This is a genomic window from Constrictibacter sp. MBR-5, assembly GCF_040549485.1.
GTDB lineage: Bacteria > Pseudomonadota > Alphaproteobacteria > JAJUGE01 > JAJUGE01 > Constrictibacter.
The window spans coordinates 424,867-442,974 of record NZ_JBEPTK010000002.1; the positions used below are offsets into that span (position 1 = coordinate 424,867).

Below are 18,108 nucleotides of genomic sequence, written 5' to 3' on the forward strand. Positions count from 1 at the left end.
ACTGATGCTTTCAGGCGCCGCTGATCTTCGCCGTGGCGCCGCCGTCGACCGGGAAGACGACACCGGTCACGAACGACGCCTCGTCCGAGGCGAGGTAGAGCGAGGCGTAGCCGATGTCCCAGCCGGTGCCCATGTGCCCCATGGGCACGCGTGCGCTGCGCTCGGCGGAGATCTGTTCGCGCGTCTTGCCCGTCGCACGGACGCGCGTATCGACGGCCATCGGCGTGTCGATCAGGCCCGGCAGGATGACATTGGCGCGAACGCCGTAGGGTGCGTTGTCGATCGCCAGCTGGCGGGTGAAGGCGATCATCGCCGACTTCGTCGCCTTGTAGGCCACCAGCGGGTAGTTGCCCACGGCGGCGACCGACGAGATGTTGACGACAGATCCCGACCTCTGCTCGCGCATGATCGGCACCGCATGCTTGCAGGCCAGCATGGTGCCGAGCAGGTTGATCTGGGTGATGCGCAGGAACACGTCCGGGGTCAGGCTCTCCAGCGGCTGGTCGCCGCCCGCAATGCTGACGCCGACATTGTTGTGGAGCACGTGCAGGGCGCCCCAGCGCTTCACCGCGTCCTGGACCATGGCCATCAGGTCGGATTCGATCGTCACGTCCGCCTGGAAGGGCTCCGCCGTGCCGCCCTCGTTGCGGATCGCCTGCACCGTCTCGTCGGCCGAAGCCATCGCGCGGTCGACGACCAGCACCTTGGCGCCCTCGCGCGCGTAGAGCATCGCCGCCGCCCGGCCGTTGCCAACGCCCTGGCCGGGGCTCTGCCCGCCGCCGACGACCACCGCCACCTTGTTCTCGAGCCGCATCCGTCCCTCGTCCGTCTTTTCTTCGCCGGCGGGCATGGTCGTCCGCGGGCGGGACGGGTGCAAGGGGCGGCTCAGTCCGCGGGCGATCCCTCCGGCGCCGCGGCACCGGCGGCGGCCAGGACGGCGGACAGCAGGCCGGGGAACCGTGCGTCCAACTCTTCGCGCCGCAGTGCGTTCATGTGGGCGGTGCCGTCGTTGCGCGTGCGGATGACGCCGCTGTCGCGCAGGACCCGGAAGTGATGCGACATGCTCGACTTGGCGCGGCCGCAGTCGATCGCGTTGCAGCTGCATTCGCCTTCGCGCGCGATCTGCCGGACGATTTCCAGCCGGACGGGGTCGCTGAGGGCGTGCAGCACATGCTCGACGCTGACGTCGCGGAGGTGGGGATGCTTGAGGGCGCGCATGTCCGCACTTTACCACGCGGAGATTCGGCTTGCTATTGTTCGTTAAATACCGAACTATCGAATAAGAGGCCGGCCGCGGAGATGGTGCGGCCGGGAGGAGTCTCGCCGGGTGTCCGGGCGCAACCGTCCGCAGCGACCTTCTGCAGAGGAATGTCACGATGGAATACCGCACACTCGGCGGCACGGGTCTGAAGATCCCTGCGCTGATCCTCGGCACCGCCACTTTCGGCGGCGGGAACGAGTTCTTCAAGAAATGGGGCGACACGGACGTGAAGGAGGCCACGGCGCTCGTCGACGTGGCGCTCGAAGCCGGCTCGAACATGTTCGACACGGCCGACGTCTATTCGCGCGGCCTGTCGGAGGAGATCCTCGGCAAGGCGATCGCGGGGCGCCGCGACGACGTGCTGATCGCGACCAAGGTCGGCATCCCGATGGGCGAGGGGCCGAACGATGCCGGCACCTCGCGCGACCGGATCGTCCGCGGCGCCGAAGCGAGTCTGAAGCGGCTCGGCACCGACCGCATCGACCTCTACCAGCTGCACGCCTTCGACGCGCTGACGCCGGTCGAGGAGATGCTGCAGGCGATGGACGTGTTGATCCGCTCCGGCAAGGTCCGCTATTTCGGCGTCTCGAACTATTCGGGCTGGCACCTGATGAAGATGCTGGCGGCGGCCGATCGCTACGGCCTGCCGAAGCCGGCGATCCATCAGGCCTACTATTCGCTCGCCGTGCGCGATTTCGAGTGGGAGCTGATGCCGCTCGGCCTCGACCAGAACGTCGGGACGCTGGTCTGGAGCCCGCTGTCCGGCGCCAAGCTGAGCGGCAAGATCGGCCGCAACAAGCGCCCGCCCGAGGGCAGCCGTGCCGCCACCGACGCCAGCTGGGACGTCCCGGAGGACCGTCTGTTCGCGATCACCGACGTGCTCGAAGCCGTCTCGGCCGAGACCGGTCGCTCGATCCCGCAGGTGTCGCTCGCCTGGCTCCTGGCACGGCCGACGGTGTCCGGCCTGATCATCGGTGCCCGCAACGCCGACCAGCTCCGCGACAATCTCGCGGCGGCCGACCTGAAGCTGACGCCGGAGCAGACCGCCCGCCTCGACGCGGCGAGCGCGGTGACGCCGGCCTATCCCTACTGGCACCAGCAGCAGTCGGTGCCGATGCGGATCCCGCTGCCGGTCTGAACGGCAGCGGTCGGCGCGCCGGCGCTATTTCGGGAACGGGAAGGCGTCGAGATACGGCTGATAGTCGGGCTCGACGTCGATCCCCAGCGTGTTCAGCACGCGCACCACGGCGCAGTAGAAGCCGATCACCAGGGTGAGTTCGACCATCAGTTCCTCGCCGAGCTCCGCCTTCAGTTCGGCGAAGGTCGCCTCCTTCATGCCGGGGCCCTCGGCCATCTCGCGCGCGGCGTGCAGCACCGCCCTGTCGAGCGCGGGAAGGCCGCTGTCCTTGCCGTCCGTCTCGGCGATGATCGCGCGGACGTCGTCGTCGGTGACGCCGAAATCCCTGCCGATCTTGACGTGGTGGCTCCACTCGTAGTCGCTGCGCGCCAGCCAGCCGACCTGCAGGATCGCCATCTCGCGCAGCCGCGGGTCGAGCTTCGCCTTGAAGCGGATCCACTGGCCGAGGCCGGAGAAGGCGCGGGTCCCGCCGACGCTGTTGGACAGGGCGCGGTGCAGGTTGATCCGCCGCTTCAGGATCTCGCGGTCGGCTTCGGGCAGGTCTTCAGGGTCGTTGTAGCGGACGCGGGCCATGCGGCTCTCCTGCGGGGGCATTTCCGGAGAGGATCGTGCGCCGGCCGCCACTCCCTGTCCATGGCGGCTCGGTTGCCATGGGGGGCCGCCGGCGCTAAGTCCTGCGACAGTTCCTGCACATGCTTCGGAGTGAAACCCGTGACAGATTCCGCGTCGCCGGCCGGCCCGGTCACCATGCAGCTCGGCGAGACCTATCCGGAGATCCGCGAGTCGGTCCGCAAGCTCTGCGCCCAGTATCCGGGCGAATACTGGCGCGAGAAGGATCGGGAGCGCGCCTATCCGACGGAATTCGTCAACGCGCTGACCGAGTCCGGCTTCCTCGCTGTGCTGATCCCGGAAGAGTATGGCGGCGCCGGGCTGCCGATCTCGGCGGGCTGCGCCATCCTGGAGGAGATCCACGCCGCCGGCTGCAACGGTGCGGCATGCCACGCCCAGATGTACACGATGGGCACCGTGCTGCGACACGGCTCCGAGGAGCAGAAGCGGGAATACCTGCCGAAGATCGCCACCGGCGAACTGCGCCTGCAGGCGTTCGGCGTGACCGAGCCGACCAGCGGCACCGACACGCTGTCGCTGCGCACGACGGCGGTGCGCGAGGGCGACGAATACGTCGTCAACGGACAGAAGGTGTGGACCTCGCGCGCGCTGCAGTCGGACCTGATGCTGCTGCTCGCCCGCACGACGCCGAAGGACAAAGTGGCGAAGCGCACCGACGGCCTGTCGGTCTTCCTGGTCGACATGCGCAAGGTGCTGGGCAACGGCCTGGAGATCCGGCCGATCCGCGCGATGATCAACCACAACACCACCGAGGTGTTCTTCGACAACATGCGCATCCCGGCCTCCAGCCTGATCGGCGAGGAGGGGAAGGGCTTCCGCTACATTCTCGACGGCATGAACGCCGAGCGCATCCTGATCGCGCATGAGAGCCTGGGCGACTGCCGCTGGTTCATCGAGAAGTCCAGCAAGTACGCCTGCGAGCGCAACGTCTTCGGCCGCCCCATCGGACAGAACCAGGCGATCCAGTTCCCGATCGCGGAATCCTACGCCGCCAGCCAGGCTGCCGCGCTGATGGCGCGCAAGGCGGCGACGCTATCGGAGGAAAACCTGCCCTGCGGCGCCGAAGCCAACATGGCGAAGTACCTGGCGGCTGAGGCGGCCTGGAAGGCGGCCGACGTCTGCATGCAGACGTTCGGCGGCTTCGCCTATGCCGAGGAGTACGACGTCGAGCGCAAGTTCCGGGAGGCGCGGCTCTACCGGACGGCACCGATCTCGTCGAACCTGATCCTGGGCTTCATCGGCGAGCACGTGCTCGGCATGCCGCGCTCCTACTGAGCGACTGCGGCTTACGGCGGGTGGCAACCCGATAGTCTACCCCAAACAAATATCATTTTGAAGGTTAAAAATAGAGCGTAAATCGCGTTTCCTCTGAGTCTGAAATCAAGCCGTATTGGCGGGTCGGGCGGCAGTCGCCTCCCCGGCCGCGCCGAGCGTGTGCGGCGTGCGCGATCGCTCCGGTCAAACTCCCGATGTCAACGGGATCATTGCGACCTCTCCGGGCCTCCATCTCGTCTTGAGACGGCCGCGCGACGCATGCGTATTACCTGCGAGGGGACCTTCATGACTGACGCAAGCGTCAACGATCGATACCGCAACGAATACAGCCGCGAATTCGTGAAGCGGTGGGACGATCTGATCGGCTGGGACGGCCGTGCCGCCGGCGAAGCCGACTTCTTTCCGCGTCTGCTGGCTGCGCATGGCGCGCGCCAAGTCGTGGACATCGCCGCCGGCACCGGTTTCCATTCCGTGATGCTGGCCAACGCCGGGTTCGAGGTCACCGCGAGCGACGGCTCGCAGAACATGATCGAGCAGACCAAGGAGAATGCCAAGCGGCATGGCGTCAAGCTGGCCGACACGCGTTCCTGCGACTGGCGAAACCTCCACGAGGCGTTCGGCGAGGACAAGTTCGACGCGCTGGTGTGTCTCGGCAATTCGTTTACGCACCTTCAGGATCATGAGGCGCGACGCGACGCCCTGGAATCGATGTTCAGGGTCCTGAAGCCCGGCGGGATGCTGGTGATCGATCACCGCAACTACGACCGGATGCTCGACCAGGGCTTCAGTTCGAAGCATTCGTTTTACTACACCGGCGCCGGCGTCGACGCGCGCCCCGTCGAGCTCACGCGGACGAGGGCGAAGTTCCAGTATTCCTTCGCCGACGGTCAGAACTACCACCTGACCATGTACCCGCTGAAGGAGGGCTACATCGCGCATCTGCTCGAGGATTGCGGCTTCGTCGGCAACATGCGCTACGGCGATTTCGAGCGGCCGTTCGACCAGGGCGATGTCGACTTCATCCAGCAGATTGCGTTCAAGCCGCGCAAGGCGACCAACGGCGGCGGCGGCAAGCCCACGTCGCGCTCGGACATCGTCCGCGACACCCAGGCCTACTATGACGGTGCGGCGGACGAGATCTACCGCGAGATCTGGGGGGAGAACATCCACCTCGGCGTCTTCGACCGCGCGGACGAGGGGCTGCCCGAGGCGATGGTCCGCTCCAACGAGAAGCTCTCGGCGGAGCTCGGTCTGAAGAAGAGCGACTACGTGCTCGACGTCGGCTGCGGCTACGGCGCCGCCGCCCGCTTCCTCGCCGAGCGGTTCGGCTGCCGGGTGCTGGCGACGAACATCTCCGACCGCGAGCTGGCGCATGCCCGCGACCTGACCAAGGCACGCGGCCTCGACGACCGCGTGGATTACCAGTGGGCGGACTTCCACGACCTGCCGTTCCTGGCGGACAGCTTCGACTGCTACCTGTCGCAGGAGGCATTCCTCCACGCTGTCGACAAGGACGCGGTGCTGCGCGAGGCCCAGCGCGTGCTGAAGCCGGGTGGACGCCTGGTCTTCACCGACATCCTCGTTCGCCGCGGCACCTCGGACGAGGATCGCGCGAAGATCTCCGAGCGCGTCGGCTCGCCGGTCATGTGGGATGCGCCGGACTATGCCGAGGCCCTGCAGAAACTGGGCCTCACGATCGAGCGGCAGGAGGACATGTCCCAGCACGTCGCCCCGACCTACGGGTGGGTGCGCCGCGAGCTGGAGCGCCGCCGGCCCGAATTCGAGAAGCGGATCGGCAAGGAGCTGGTCGACAAGACGTCCGCCGCCCTGCAGTTCTGGGTGGATTCCGCCGAGGCCGGCCGGATCGGCTGGGGCTGGTTCGTCGCCCGCAAGTAGGTCCAGCCGGGCCCATTGCCCGTCCAGGTGCGTTTCGCGCGTTCCGCCGCTCGGCGGGGCGCGCGAACTTGCTCAGTACCGGTGGCGGCTGTAAGGTCCGCGACACATATAACGCCCGAAGCCGTCACTATTGCCGGGGAGAAGATTCATGATGCTCAAGGGCTCGCTCGTTGCGCTCATCACCCCCTTCAAGGACGGCAGGGTCGACGAGAAAGCGTTCCAGGACTTCGTCGAGTGGCAGATCGCGGAAGGCACCCACGGTCTGGTGCCGTGCGGTACGACCGGCGAATCGCCGACGCTGACCCACGACGAGCACAATCGCGTGGTCGAACTCTGCGTCGAGGTGGCGCGCGGACGCGTGCCGGTGGTCGCGGGGGCCGGGTCCAACTCGACCCAGGAGGCGATCTCCCTGGCGAAGCACGCCAAGGCCGCCGGTGCCGATGCGACGCTGGTCGTCACCCCCTACTACAACAAGCCGAGCCAGGAAGGGATGTACCGCCACTACAAGGCGATCCACGACGCCGTGGACATTCCGATGATCATCTACAACATCCCCGGCCGGTCGATCGTCGACATGACCGTGGAGACGATGGCGCGGCTCGCGGAACTTCCGAACGTCGTCGGCGTCAAGGACGCGACCAACGATCTGGCGCGTCCGACCCGGACGAAGATCGCCTGCGGCCCCGATTTCGTTCAGCTGTCCGGCGAGGATGGGACGTCGCTGGGCTATCTGGCCCAGGGGGGCATCGGCTGCATTTCGGTCACGGCGAACGTGGCGCCGAAGCTCTGCTCGATGATGCACGAGGCCTGGATGCAGAACGCCGTCCAGACAGCGCAGTCGATCAACGAGAAGCTGATGCCGCTGCACGAGGCGATGTTCTGCGAACCCTCTCCGGCGCCCGCCAAGTACGGCGCCAGTCTGCTCGGCAAGGCGAGCCCGGAGGTGCGGCTGCCGCTCGTATCGGCCACGCCGGCGGCGCAGGACCGCATTCGAAACGCGATGGCTCACGCGGGGCTCGTGTGAGCGCCATTCACCCTATGGGAGACTGAGACACCGCCATGGCACAGCAGCAGCCATCCGGTGCGCACCGGGTGGTCGCTCAGAACCGCCGGGCGCGCTTCGAATATACGATCGAGGAGACCTTCGAGGCCGGCATCATGCTGACCGGCAGCGAGGTCAAGTCGCTGCGCGGCGGACGCGCCAGCATCGCCGAATCCCACGCTGGAGATCGCGACGGGGAGATCTGGCTGCTCAACGCCCACATCCCGGAGTATCGCGGCGCCGGCGTCTTCGGCCATGAGACGCGGCGGCCGCGCAAGCTTCTGCTCCACAAGCGCGAGATCGCCAAGCTTCTCGGGGCCGTCCGGCGCGAGGGCGCGACGCTCGTACCGCTGTCGGTCTATTTCAACGACCGGGGGATGGCCAAGGTGCAGCTGGCGCTCGTCACCGGCCGCAAGAAAGCCGACAAGCGAGCGGCGGTGAAGGAGCGGGATTGGCAGCGCGACAAGGCCCGGCTACTCCGCGACCGGGGCTGACGCGCGGAGGCCGCCCGCTTTGGCCACCTACCTCTTGCGGTTGGCCGGGATGCGCCCATCTTAATCTCGTCATTCTGCTTGGGACTGCCGGCCTGCTAAGCCCATCGGGCCTCGATTGCTGCCGTTTCCACCTACAGTTTGATGCGTCGGACATCTGTACGGCGCCACTCGAATATCGGAGGACAGCAATGCCTGTCGGAACCGTGAAGTGGTTCAACAGCACCAAGGGTTACGGCTTCATTCAGCCGGACAACGGCGGCCCGGATGTGTTCGTGCACATCTCGGCGGTGGAGCGGGCCGGCCTGCGTGGCCTCAACGAGGGTCAGAAGGTCAACTTCGAGGAGCAGCGTGATCCCAAGCGCGGCAAGACCTCGGCGGAGAACCTGAAGGCGATCTGATTCGCCTCTGGTAAAGTCGCGGAAGGGGGTGCCGGGCAGCTGGTGCCCCCTTTCGCTTGATGTATGAAGCGTCCGCCTCACCCCGTGGGCAGGCCCGTGCGGGTGAGTGTTGAGGAGGCGGTGCCATGGCCTTCAAGCCGAACTACAAGCAGCAACGCAACGAGCGCGCCCGCAGCAAGGAAGAGAAGAAGAAGGAGAAGGCGGCGCGGAAGGCCGCGCGGACGACGGCCGACAATCCGGAAGGGCTCGAACTCCCGGAGGACGGTGAGACGGAGGACGACGGTGAGTCCGCGAACGGCGCGACGTCCGAAGAGCGCTGAGCCTTTCCAGGAGTAGCAACGATGGCACGCAAGAAGCAGCCGGTGGACAAGGGCTTCGTGCTCTTCGACGTCGTCTATCAGGACGGTACCCGGACCTCGAACAGGAAGGTGCCCAGTTCCGAGGTGGGGGGCCTCGACGGTGACGTGCCCGCCAAGGCTTTCATCGAGGCGCAGGACCGCAAGATCGCCGAGATGTCCAACAATCCGCGCGGTCCGATCAAGACGATGACGCGGTCGCCCGGCTGATCCCGACGGACCAGCCGGCTCAGGTCGCCTTCCGTCCGGGCGCCCACCCGGGCGGAGCCATTTCGAAGCCGGCGAACTCGAACGCCGGCGCCACGACACACCCGACCAGCGTCCACCGGCCGAGCGACCGCGCCGACTGCCAGGCGCCCTGCGGCACGACGACCTGCGGCTGGTCGCCGCGTCCGACATCCGCGCCGATGATGCGGCGGTCGAGCGTCTCGGCGTCCGTGGAGATGGCCAGTTCCAGCGGGTCGCCGCCGTGAAAGCACCAGATTTCATCGGCGTCGACGCGATGCCAGTGCGAGCGTTCTCCCGCCGCGAGCAGGTAGTAGATCGATGTCGCCGCGGCGCGCACGCCGGGCGGCGATGCCGCGCGGAAGATTTCCCGGAAATGGCCCCCTTCGGGGTGCGGCATCAGCCCGAGGGCGGCGATCATCTCATCGGCAGTCATCGACACTCACCTTCGGGCGACCGGGGGCCATACTAAGGTACTGCGATCGTATGTCCAACCGACCTCCCTGCAGCGAAACGGGGGGTGGTCGACGCCATGCGCGAAGTTGGGCATTCTGCGGGCAAGCGGCGCTCCGCCGCGCGGACGAGGCACACTCTGCCGGTCCGATTCCTCTAAACGGTCGTTGCGGTTCATGCAGGAACCGCTTGGGAGACAGGAATGCTCGATGTGAGAAAGCTCGCGCTCGCGGCGGTCGCGGGCGCAGCGCTCGTTGCCGGTGGCGCTTCGGCTCAGACGGTCGACGGGCCGAAGGTTAACTGGAAGTTCTCGACGTGGGGACCGCCGCGCGCCCAGACGGCGGGGATCGAGAAGGTCGCCGAGATCGTGAAGGAGCGGACCAACGGCAACTTCACCATCGACATCGGATTCGCCGAGCAGTACGCGCCGGCACGCGAGGGCCTGGACAGCATCAAGATCGGCGTTATCGACGGCGCGCAGATATCGGGCTCCTACCACCCCGGCAAGAACCCGGCCCTGAACGGACTCGAGATGCCGTTCCTGCCGCTGGGCGACCACGACGTCCGCATCGCGGTCCAGGAAGCCTACATGCAGCACCCCGTGCTGGTGAAGGAGATGGCCCGCTGGAACGCTGTCTTCTACGCGTCGGCGATTCTGCCCGCCTATGAGTTCTTCGGCGTCGGCGAGCCGCCGAAGGCACTGGAGGACTGGAAGGGACGCCGCGTGCGTGCGTTGGGCGGCATGGGCGATGCGATGCGCACGCTCGGCGCGGTGCCGACCACGGTGCCGGCCCCCGAAGTCTACAATGGTCTGGAGCGCGGGATCTTCGACGCAGCCTCGTTCCCGTACACCTACGCGCACATCTCCTATCGCCTGCACGAAGTGTCCAAGTGGTACACGTCGAATATGGCGCTGGGTGCCGCCAACGTGGTCGAGGTGCTGTCGAAATCCTCGTGGGACGCGCTGCCGAAGCAGTATCAGGATCTCCTGATCGAGGTGAAGGGGCCCCACTACGACACCCTGAAGGCGGCCTTCAAGAAGGCGGACGAAGCCAACCTGCCGATGCTCAAGGAGCGCGGCCTGATCGAGGTCCGCTACACCGACGAGCAGCGGGCGAAGCTGATCGAGATGGGCGCACAGCCGGTCTGGGATAAGTGGGTCGCCGAGGCGACGCCGAAGGGCGTGCCGGCTCAGGAACTGCTGGATCTCATCTTCGAGACGGCGAAGAAGGCGTCCAAGTCCTGACGAGAGGCCGGGGAGGGCGGGCGACCGCTCTCCCCGAAGCGTCACTGCATCTCTGACCTGACCTGCTGCCGCAGGGTGTCGATCGGCTCCAGCCTCCCGTCCTGGTGCTCGACGCACCAGAAGGACCAACCGTTGCAGGCGGGCGCGCCCTGGACCAGGGCACCGACCTGATGGATGGAGCCGCGGTGTTCGGCCGCGATCAGAGAACCGTCCGCGCGTACCTTCGCCGTCCAGCGCCGCGCCGGATCGGTCAGCACGGTGCCGGCGCGGATCAGCCCGCGCTCCAGCAGCGAACCGAACGGCACGCGGGGGGCATCGCGTTTGGACGGGCTCGACAGCAGGCTCAACTCGGCATCGGGCTCGATGTCGCGGATCCGCTCTTCGGCGATCGCCGCGTAGGTGGCGTCGCGCTCGATGCCGATGCAGCGCCGACCCAGTCGCCTGGCGACCGCCCCGGTCGTTCCGGAGCCGAAGAACGGATCGAGGATGACGTCGCCGGGCTGCGTCGCCGCGAGAATGGTTCGATAGAGGAGCGATTCGGGCTTCTGCGTCGGGTGGGCCTTGCGCCCGTCGACCTTCAGGCGCTCGCCGCCGGAGCAGATCGGCAGCAGCCAGTCGCTGCGCATCTGCAGCTCCTCGTTCAGCGCTTTCATTGCCGCATAGTTGAACGTATGGCGGCTGCCCGCGTCGCGCGCCGACCAGATCAGCGTCTCATGGGCATTGGTGAAGCGCCGGCCGCGGAAGTTCGGCATCGGGTTGGTCTTGCGCCACACGATCTCGTTCAGGATCCAGTAGCCGAGATCCTGAAGCGTGGCACCAACGCGGTAAATGTTGTGGTACGTCCCGATCACCCAGATGGTGCCGTTCGGCTTGAGCACCCGCCGCGCCGCCGTCAGCCAGGCCCGGCTGAACCGGTCGTAGGTCTCGAAGTCCGGAAACCGGTCCCAGGCGTCGTCGACGCCGTCGACGACCGTATGATTCGGCCGGCGCAGTTCGCCCCGCAGCTGAAGGTTGTACGGCGGATCGGCGAAGATCATGTCGACCGATCCGGGCGGCAGGCCGTCCATCGCCGCGACGCAGTCGCCTACGATGATCCGGCAGTCGTGAGTGTCTCGAGTTCCCCCCATGGGAAGGCATCCTGAGTCACCCGAGTCGCCACGTCAATCTCATTCGGATTCAGCGCGTTACGAACGGGGGCGAACGAGCGCCGGTGATGCGCCGTGACACCCAGGCGGACGAGGGCCGCGCAATGCTCGGCCGTGCCGTACCCGACGTTGGTTTCCCAGCCGTATCCGGGGTGCTCCATCGCCAGTGCGGTCATCAGGCGGTCGCGCGTGACCTTCGCGACGATCGACGCGGCGGCGATCGAGATGCACAGGCGGTCGCCGCCGATCACCGTCTCCGCGGCACAGGGCAGCGGCGGCGCCATGTTGCCGTCAACGAGCACGAGCACCGGGCAAGGTGCGAGCGCCGCCACGGCCCGGTGCATCGCCATGAAGGTCGCGCGCAGGATGTTGTGCCGGTCGATCTCCGCGACGTCGGCGATGCCGACGCCCACGTCGGCGGTGCCGCAGCCGCGCATGTCCTGGATGGCGTCGAACATCGCCTCGCGCCGCTCGCGCGTCAGCCGCTTCGAATCGTCAATCCCGTCGCGCACCGCCTTCGGCAGGCGCACGCTGCGGAAGGCGACCGCCGCGGCGACGACGGGGCCGGCCAGCGGGCCGCGGCCGGCTTCGTCGATTCCCGCGACGGGGCCGCCGGCAAAGCGGCGAGACAGGCGGCGTTGCAGGGCAAAGTCGGGCATTCTGCCGTGGTTGCGCGTCAGAAGGGCAGGGCGATCTGATCCCCGGGAGCGGGGGGACGTCGGAAGCGCGAAGTGTCGAGAACATAGTCGCGCTTGTCCAGCCCGAGCCTGGCGCAGGCGATCCGGAAGCGTCGTTCGATCAGGTCGGCGATCGGCCCTTCGCCGCGCATCCGCTCGCCGAACCTGTCCTTGTAGAGTGCGCCGCCGCGCGTCTGGCGGACAAGGCTGAGCACGCGCGCCGCCCGGTCCGGGACATGCGTCTCCAGCCATTCACGGAAGAGGTCGCGAATCTCCAGCGGCAGCCGCAGCAGGATGTAGCCGGCCTTGCTCGCACCGGCGCCGGCCGCCGCTGCCAGGACGGATTCGAGTTCGTGGTCGTTCAGGCCCGGGATCATCGGTGCCACGTTGACGCTGGTCGGGATGCCGGCCGCCGCCAGGGCGCGCACCGCGTCGATCCGCCGCGCGGGCGTCGCTGCGCGCGGCTCGAGCCGGCGCGCCAGGTGCCGGTCGAGGGTCGTCACCGAAAGTGTGACGTGCACCAGGCGGCGTGCCGCCATGTCCGCCAGGATGTCGATGTCGCGGGTCACGAGCGTCGACTTGGTGATCAGCGCAACCGGATGCTCGAAGCGCGACAGCACTTCCAGGATGCCGCGCGTGATCTTCAGGTCCCGTTCGATCGGCTGGTAGGCGTCGGTGTTCACGCCGAGCGCGATGACCTTGCAGCGATAGGACGGCGCGCGCAATTCCGCCTCGAGCAGCGCCGCGGCATCGTGCTTGGCGAACAGCTTCGTCTCGAAGTCGAGGCCGGCGGAGAGCCCGAGCCAGGCATGGGTCGGGCGGGCGAAGCAGTAGGCGCAGCCGTGCTCGCAGCCGCGATAGGGGTTGATCGACTGGTCGAAGCCGACGTCGGGCGAATCGTTGGTGGTGATCGCCTTCCGTGCCCGGTCGCGGCCGACCGTCGTGCGCAGTGGCGGCAGTTCCTCCTCGACCGTGCCCCAGCCGTCGTCGACCTGCTCGCGTGCCGCGGGCTCGTAGCGGCCGCTCCGGTTCGTGACGCTGCCGCGTCCCTTCACCGGCCGCGCCGGTACCCGGTCGTTGGTATCGGTTCCTGCCATGTCGCACCCCGTTTCCGCGCGAGCATACGGGCAGAACGAGAACAAAGAAAGAACATCGTGACGATCAAACGTAGGCGATCAGTCTCCCGCAGCTCAGCACGCCGAGCCAGATTGCGATCGAGAAGACCGACTGCGCGCGCGCGACGGGCGGGGCGCCGGCGTCCCAGCGGGCGAGCCGGCGGTGCCAGAGCAGATGGAAGGCGACGGCGTTCGCGAGGCCGAGCACCAGGAGCCCAGCCTTCACCTGCATCAGCAGGTGTCCCGTCAGCGGCACCGCATCCGGCAGGTAGAGCAGGATGCCGCTCGGTACCGCCAGGATCGCCCCGACGACGGCGACCGGCACCAGCAGATCCACGGCACCCGCCGCCGGCAGGGAGCGACGGAAGGCCCCCAGCAGCCGCAGGTCCAGCGCCATGATCGCGCCGACCAGAAGCGACACGCCGAGCACATGCACGAGATTGGCCGCCGGATAGATCCATGGCTGCATCCGCACGGCCGCCGCCAGAGCCGACGTCTCGGCAGCACCCGCCCAGGCGAAGACCGTCTCCGCGATCACCCGGCCGCCGTCCTCGCCGCCGTCCTCAGCGAATCTCTACCGTCTTCCCGCCCGCGGTGATTCGTTCGGCGCGCATCTCCTTGTCGCCGTTGCGCGCCGGATAGCCCTCGACCGTTACCGTCTCGCCGGGCGCGATGGCGTCGGGCGTCAGACCGCGGTTCGTCATGCGCGACGGCGGCGCCAGGATAACCAGCCAGCGCGCTCCGTCGGATTCGATCGTGAGCGAACCGTGCGGATGGCCGTAGTCGGATTCGACCACCGGCGCCGTCACCGTCATCGCCTTGCCCGAATCGTAGTTGCTCCAGCCGTGATGGGCGGCTGCCGGCGTGGGTGCGGCGAACACGGTGCCGAGAGCCGCGGTGGCGGCGAGGGTCGTGGAGAAGGCGAGACGCATGGTCCGGTCCTTTTCGCGAAGAGAATGAAGGCGGCCCCGAAAGCGATGTGGGGCGGCAGGCGCGGGCGACCAGCCCCATTGCCGCACGCCGCGGATTAAGCGGCGCCACCGCTTGGACCCGGCACCGTGCACTCCGATATGCTGTTCCAGACCATGCGCATACGAAGGTTGAATGATGAGGTCAGAATCCGCGACCGTCCTGCACGCCGACAATCCCGAAGCGGGGGAGGGGCCGCGCATCACCGTGCTGCCGAACGGCCTGCGCGTCGTCAGCGATCCGATGGGCGCGGTGGAGTCCGTCGCGCTCGGCATCTGGGTCGGCGTCGGCACGCGGCACGAGGCGGAGCCCGTGAACGGTGTCTCGCACCTGCTGGAGCACATGGCGTTCAAGGGCACGGCGCGCCGCTCCGCCGCCGACATCGCGTCGGAGATCGAGGCGGTCGGCGGGCATCTCAACGCCTACACGTCCCGTGAGAACACCGCCTATTACGCCAAGGTCCTGAAGGAGGACGTGGCGCTCGGCGTCGACATCGTCGCGGACATCCTGCAGAACTCGACCTTCGATCCCGAGGAACTGGAGCGCGAGCGTTCGGTCATCCTCCAGGAGATCGGCCAGGCGCAGGACAGCCCCGAGGACGTCGTCTTCGACGCCTTCCAGGCCATCGCCTATCCGCGCCAGCCGATGGGCCGGCCGGTGCTGGGCACGCCGGAGGTGATCCGAACCCTGCCGCGCGCCGATCTCGTGCGCTACATGACCGACTGGTACAAGGCGCCGCGCATGGTGTTGGCGGCGGCGGGCCGGATCGAGCACGACCAACTCGTCGATCTCGCTGCCGAGAAGTTCGGCGGGCTGCCGTCGGAGATGTTCGGCGAGGCTGATCCGGCGCGCTACGAGGGCGGCGACGTGCGCGAGGAGGACGACCTCGAACAGGTCCATCTCGTGATGGGTTTCGAAGGCGTCGCCTACGACGACCCCGACTTCTACCCGCTACAGGTGCTGTCGACGCTCTACGGCGGCGGCATGTCCTCGCGCCTGTTCCAGGAGGTGCGCGAGAAACGTGGCCTCGTCTACTCGATCTATTCTTTCGCGTCCGCCCTGCACGACGGTGGCATCCTCGGCGTCTATGCCGGTACCGGCGAGGCGGAGGCGGGCGAGGTGGTCCGCATCGTCTGCGACGAGCTGTCCGCCTTGTCGGTCCGCGTCGGTTCCGACGAAGTGCATCGGGCGCGCGCGCAGCTGAAGGCGAGCACCCTGATGGCGCGCGAGAGCACAGCGGCCCGCTGCGAGCAGGTCGCGCAGCAGATGCTGATCTTCGGACGGCCGCATTCGGTGGCGGAAATCGTCGAGCGGATCGAGGCCGTGGACGAGCTGGCGGTGATGCGTGCGGCAGCGCGCGTCGCGGAAACGCCGCTCACGTTCGCCGCCCTCGGTCCCGTGAAGAAGATCGAGCCCTACGACGCGATCCGCGCCCGCCTGCGGTGAGGCGCCGGGCTGGTAGATGCAGGGCGGGTGCGCCTCAGGCGTGCCCGCCCGAGGTGGACAGCATGCGCGCGTCGACGCCGATCTTGGCCATGGCGCGCTCCCACTTCTCGTCGAGCGCGGGGTCGAACACCAGATCGGCGTCCGCGGCGACGTTGAGCCAGCCGTTGGCGCGGATCTCGGCCTCGAGCTGTCCCGGCGACCAGCCGGCATAGCCGAGCGCCAGAATGCGGCGGCGCGGCCCTTCGCCCTGGGCGATGGCGCGCAGGATATCGACCGTCGCCGTGAGCGCCACGTCCTCGCCGACGACGAGCGTGCCCTCGTGGCGATAGTCGACGGAGTGCAGGACGAAGCCGCGCCCCGTCTCGACCGGTCCGCCCGCCTGCACCGGCAGGTCGACCCTGGTGCCGCCCGGCTTCAGGTCGAGCTGCTCGATCAACTCCTCGAAGGTGAGAGACTCGAGCTCGCGATTGATGACGATTCCCATGGCACCCTCCTCGCTGTGCGCGCAGAGGAAGACCACGGAACGGGCGAAGCGCTCGTCCGACATGCCGGGCATCGCCACCAGGAGATGTCCAGTCAGATATCCGTCGCGTCGAATGGAAAGATCCATGGCGACTAAGTTAGGCAAGCCATGGGGGGTGCGCAAGTTGACGCGCGGTGCGCGCGTCCCTGCCGGCCTTCCCTTTTGCCTGAAGCCGGGCATACTCCAGCGCGACGGGCTGCCGCATCCGGTGGCCCAGGGCTCAGAATCCCAAGGGAGACGCGCATGACGATCAAGGCTGGCGACCGCATCCCGTCCATGAACCTGCGCCAGATGACCGCCGACGGTCCGAAGGAAGTCAGCACGGACGAGTATTTCGGCGGAAAGAAGGTGGTGCTGTTCGCGGTGCCGGGTGCTTTCACGCCCACCTGCTCCGTCCGTCATCTGCCCGGCTTCGTCGAGAAGTCGGACGCGCTGAAGGCGAAGGGCGTCGACAAGATCGCCTGCGTCGCCGTCAACGACGTCTTCGTCATGGACGCCTGGGGTAAGTCGCAGAACTGCGACGGCAAGGTCGAGATGCTCTCCGACGGCAATGCCGACTTCGCCAAGGCGCTCGGCCTCGAACTCGACGCCACCAAGGGCGGCCTCGGCATCCGCTCGAAGCGCTATGCGATGGTCGTCGAGGACGGGGTCGTGAAGAAGGTCGATGTCGAAGCTCCCGGCGCCTTCGAGGTCTCCAGCGCCGAAGCGGTCCTCGGCGCGCTCTGACCTTCGTCCGGGCCGGGCACGGTACCTCCGGCCCGGGATCGCCGGAATGGACGTTTGAAGTCCGGCGCGGCGGCTGCCGCGCCGGACCGACTGCGTCGTCCTGTTCGGACTTCCCGATGGTTTCGGGCGAGGGTGGGGAAGCGTGGTCGGACGGGCGGCGGTGTTCTTCGGAGGGGCCAGTGGCACCCTCCGCGGCATGATGTGGATGTCCGTCTCGGGCATCCTCTTCTCGCTGATGAACGTCTGGATGAAGTGGATGTCGCAGGACCTGGACCCTTGGGTCGTCGGGTGCCTGCGCTACAGTTTCGGTTTCGCCGTGCTTCTGCCCGTCGTCTGGCGCATCGGGCTGCGCGCCTGCATGACGCGTGCGCCGGTTCTCCAGCTCTGGCGCGGCGGGCTGCACGCCGGCGGGATGCTGCTCTGGTTCGCGGCGCTGCCCGCGGTCAGCATGGCGGAACTCACCGCCATCGGCTTCACCGGCCCGATCTTCATCTGCCTGGGCGCGGTCCTCTTCCTGCGTGAGCGCATGACGCTGGCGCGGATCGCCGCGGTCGCCACCGGCTTCGCCGGGGTCCTGCTCGTCGTCCAGCCATGGTCGCAGACCGGGTTCGACGGGGTGACGGTCGGCAACCTGCTGCTGCTGGCCGCGGCGCCGATGTTCGCCGGCTCGTTCCTGGTCGCCAAGGTACTGACGCGCCACGACAATCCCGAAGTCGTGGTGCTGTGGCAGCACCTGACCGTAGGGCTGATGCTGCTGCCGTTCGCGGTGGCGTGGTGGACGCCGCCGACACCCGCCCTTTGGGTGGCGCTGGCCTTCTGCGGCGGTCTCGGCACCCTCGGCCACTACTGCATGACCCGCGCCTTCCGCGCCGCCGACATTTCCAGCATCCAGACGGTCAGCTTCCTGAACCTCGTCTGGGCGTCGATCCTGGGCTATCTGGTCTTTTCGTCGATTCCCGGCGTCTGGACGGTGGTCGGCGCCGCCGTAATCTTCGCCGCGACCCTTCTCCTCGCCCGGCACGAGGCCCGGGCCGCGCGGGCGGCCCGGGGTGCGTCGGTCACGCCCCAGGCTCCTGCATAGAAGCGGGGGCGT

At 67.8% G+C, this 18,108-nt stretch carries 22 protein-coding genes; 12 read left to right on the forward strand and 10 right to left on the reverse strand.

Translation table 11 applies throughout. From position 1 onward, the window contains the following. Positions 1-10: 10 nt before the first annotated feature. Together ABIE65_RS06000 and ABIE65_RS06005 are read right to left on the reverse strand one after the other, a co-directional pair. A complete protein-coding gene (locus ABIE65_RS06000; protein ID WP_354076294.1) occupies positions 11-814 on the reverse strand; it encodes an SDR family NAD(P)-dependent oxidoreductase in 804 nt (267 codons plus the stop codon). A 71-nt stretch (positions 815-885) separates the two neighbouring features. Continuing rightward, on the reverse strand, positions 886-1,218 hold the full coding sequence (locus ABIE65_RS06005) for an ArsR/SmtB family transcription factor (RefSeq protein WP_354076295.1): 333 nt from the start codon (positions 1,216-1,218) through the stop codon (positions 886-888). A 158-nt stretch (positions 1,219-1,376) separates the two neighbouring features. On the opposite strand from ABIE65_RS06005, the gene ABIE65_RS06010 reads away from it, so the two are divergent. After that, a complete protein-coding gene (locus tag ABIE65_RS06010; protein WP_354076297.1) occupies positions 1,377-2,399 on the forward strand; it encodes an aldo/keto reductase in 1,023 nt (340 codons plus the stop codon). A 24-nt stretch (positions 2,400-2,423) separates the two neighbouring features. Here ABIE65_RS06010 and ABIE65_RS06015 read toward each other — a convergent pair whose 3' ends face one another. Continuing rightward, a complete protein-coding gene (locus ABIE65_RS06015) occupies positions 2,424-2,972 on the reverse strand; it encodes a carboxymuconolactone decarboxylase family protein (RefSeq protein ID WP_354076298.1) in 549 nt (182 codons plus the stop codon). Positions 2,973-3,110: 138 nt separating this feature from the next. Between ABIE65_RS06015 and ABIE65_RS06020 the strand changes: the two genes are divergently transcribed. The 7 genes from ABIE65_RS06020 (at position 3,111) to ABIE65_RS06050 (ending at position 8,700) form a co-directional block, all read left to right on the forward strand. Continuing rightward, positions 3,111-4,304, forward strand: a complete 1,194-nt coding sequence (locus tag ABIE65_RS06020; RefSeq protein WP_502918510.1) for an acyl-CoA dehydrogenase family protein — start codon at positions 3,111-3,113, stop codon at positions 4,302-4,304. Between the two features lie 285 nt (positions 4,305-4,589). Further along, positions 4,590-6,200, forward strand: coding sequence for a class I SAM-dependent methyltransferase (locus ABIE65_RS06025; RefSeq protein WP_354076300.1), 1,611 nt, complete (start codon positions 4,590-4,592; stop codon positions 6,198-6,200). 151 nt (positions 6,201-6,351) lie between these two features. Then, a complete protein-coding gene (dapA, locus tag ABIE65_RS06030) occupies positions 6,352-7,224 on the forward strand; it encodes a 4-hydroxy-tetrahydrodipicolinate synthase (protein WP_354076604.1) in 873 nt (290 codons plus the stop codon). Between the two features lie 35 nt (positions 7,225-7,259). After that, on the forward strand, positions 7,260-7,736 hold the full coding sequence (gene smpB, locus ABIE65_RS06035) for an SsrA-binding protein SmpB (RefSeq protein WP_354076302.1): 477 nt from the start codon (positions 7,260-7,262) through the stop codon (positions 7,734-7,736). A 188-nt stretch (positions 7,737-7,924) separates the two neighbouring features. Further along, complete coding sequence (locus ABIE65_RS06040) at positions 7,925-8,134, forward strand: cold-shock protein (protein ID WP_354076304.1); 210 nt, start codon at positions 7,925-7,927, stop codon at positions 8,132-8,134. Positions 8,135-8,259: 125 nt separating this feature from the next. Then, positions 8,260-8,454 carry a hypothetical protein gene (locus ABIE65_RS06045; RefSeq protein ID WP_354076306.1) on the forward strand — a complete coding sequence of 65 codons (195 nt, stop codon included), beginning with the start codon at positions 8,260-8,262 and terminating at the stop codon, positions 8,452-8,454. Positions 8,455-8,475: 21 nt separating this feature from the next. Continuing rightward, a complete protein-coding gene (locus ABIE65_RS06050; protein ID WP_354076308.1) occupies positions 8,476-8,700 on the forward strand; it encodes a hypothetical protein in 225 nt (74 codons plus the stop codon). 19 nt (positions 8,701-8,719) lie between these two features. On the opposite strand, the gene ABIE65_RS06055 is transcribed toward ABIE65_RS06050, so the two are convergent. Continuing rightward, on the reverse strand, positions 8,720-9,151 hold the full coding sequence (locus ABIE65_RS06055; protein WP_354076309.1) for a cupin domain-containing protein: 432 nt from the start codon (positions 9,149-9,151) through the stop codon (positions 8,720-8,722). Positions 9,152-9,370: 219 nt separating this feature from the next. Between ABIE65_RS06055 and dctP the strand changes: the two genes are divergently transcribed. Then, positions 9,371-10,414 (forward strand): TRAP transporter substrate-binding protein DctP, encoded by a 1,044-nt coding sequence (dctP, locus tag ABIE65_RS06060; protein ID WP_354076310.1) that lies wholly within the window; start codon positions 9,371-9,373, stop codon positions 10,412-10,414. Between the two features lie 41 nt (positions 10,415-10,455). On the opposite strand, the gene ABIE65_RS06065 is transcribed toward dctP, so the two are convergent. From ABIE65_RS06065 to ABIE65_RS06085, 5 genes are all read right to left on the reverse strand, one after another. Beyond that, on the reverse strand, positions 10,456-11,541 hold the full coding sequence (locus tag ABIE65_RS06065) for a site-specific DNA-methyltransferase (protein WP_354076311.1): 1,086 nt from the start codon (positions 11,539-11,541) through the stop codon (positions 10,456-10,458). Beyond that, positions 11,499-12,218, reverse strand: coding sequence for a ribonuclease HII (gene rnhB / locus ABIE65_RS06070; protein WP_354076313.1), 720 nt, complete (start codon positions 12,216-12,218; stop codon positions 11,499-11,501). The genes ABIE65_RS06065 and rnhB overlap by 43 nt, the downstream gene beginning before the upstream one ends. A gap of 17 nt (positions 12,219-12,235) precedes the next feature. After that, entirely contained in the window at positions 12,236-13,333 is a 1,098-nt protein-coding gene (locus tag ABIE65_RS06075; RefSeq protein ID WP_354076315.1) for a PA0069 family radical SAM protein, read from the reverse strand. 64 nt (positions 13,334-13,397) lie between these two features. Next, positions 13,398-13,889 carry a hypothetical protein gene (locus tag ABIE65_RS06080; RefSeq protein WP_354076316.1) on the reverse strand — a complete coding sequence of 164 codons (492 nt, stop codon included), beginning with the start codon at positions 13,887-13,889 and terminating at the stop codon, positions 13,398-13,400. A gap of 25 nt (positions 13,890-13,914) precedes the next feature. Continuing rightward, positions 13,915-14,283, reverse strand: coding sequence for a DUF6152 family protein (locus ABIE65_RS06085; protein ID WP_354076317.1), 369 nt, complete (start codon positions 14,281-14,283; stop codon positions 13,915-13,917). Positions 14,284-14,458: 175 nt separating this feature from the next. Between ABIE65_RS06085 and ABIE65_RS06090 the strand changes: the two genes are divergently transcribed. Beyond that, the gene (locus ABIE65_RS06090) at positions 14,459-15,766 is read left to right on the forward strand and encodes a M16 family metallopeptidase (protein ID WP_354076319.1); all 1,308 of its coding nucleotides are present in this window, start codon (positions 14,459-14,461) and stop codon (positions 15,764-15,766) included. Between the two features lie 34 nt (positions 15,767-15,800). Here ABIE65_RS06090 and ABIE65_RS06095 read toward each other — a convergent pair whose 3' ends face one another. Beyond that, on the reverse strand, positions 15,801-16,376 hold the full coding sequence (locus ABIE65_RS06095) for a YqgE/AlgH family protein (RefSeq protein WP_354076320.1): 576 nt from the start codon (positions 16,374-16,376) through the stop codon (positions 15,801-15,803). A 156-nt stretch (positions 16,377-16,532) separates the two neighbouring features. On the opposite strand from ABIE65_RS06095, the gene ABIE65_RS06100 reads away from it, so the two are divergent. Together ABIE65_RS06100 and ABIE65_RS06105 are read left to right on the forward strand one after the other, a co-directional pair. Next, the gene (locus tag ABIE65_RS06100) at positions 16,533-17,015 is read left to right on the forward strand and encodes a peroxiredoxin (protein WP_354076322.1); all 483 of its coding nucleotides are present in this window, start codon (positions 16,533-16,535) and stop codon (positions 17,013-17,015) included. A 199-nt stretch (positions 17,016-17,214) separates the two neighbouring features. Beyond that, positions 17,215-18,096, forward strand: coding sequence for a DMT family transporter (locus ABIE65_RS06105; RefSeq protein WP_354076606.1), 882 nt, complete (start codon positions 17,215-17,217; stop codon positions 18,094-18,096). The last annotated feature ends 12 nt before the right edge of the window (positions 18,097-18,108 follow it).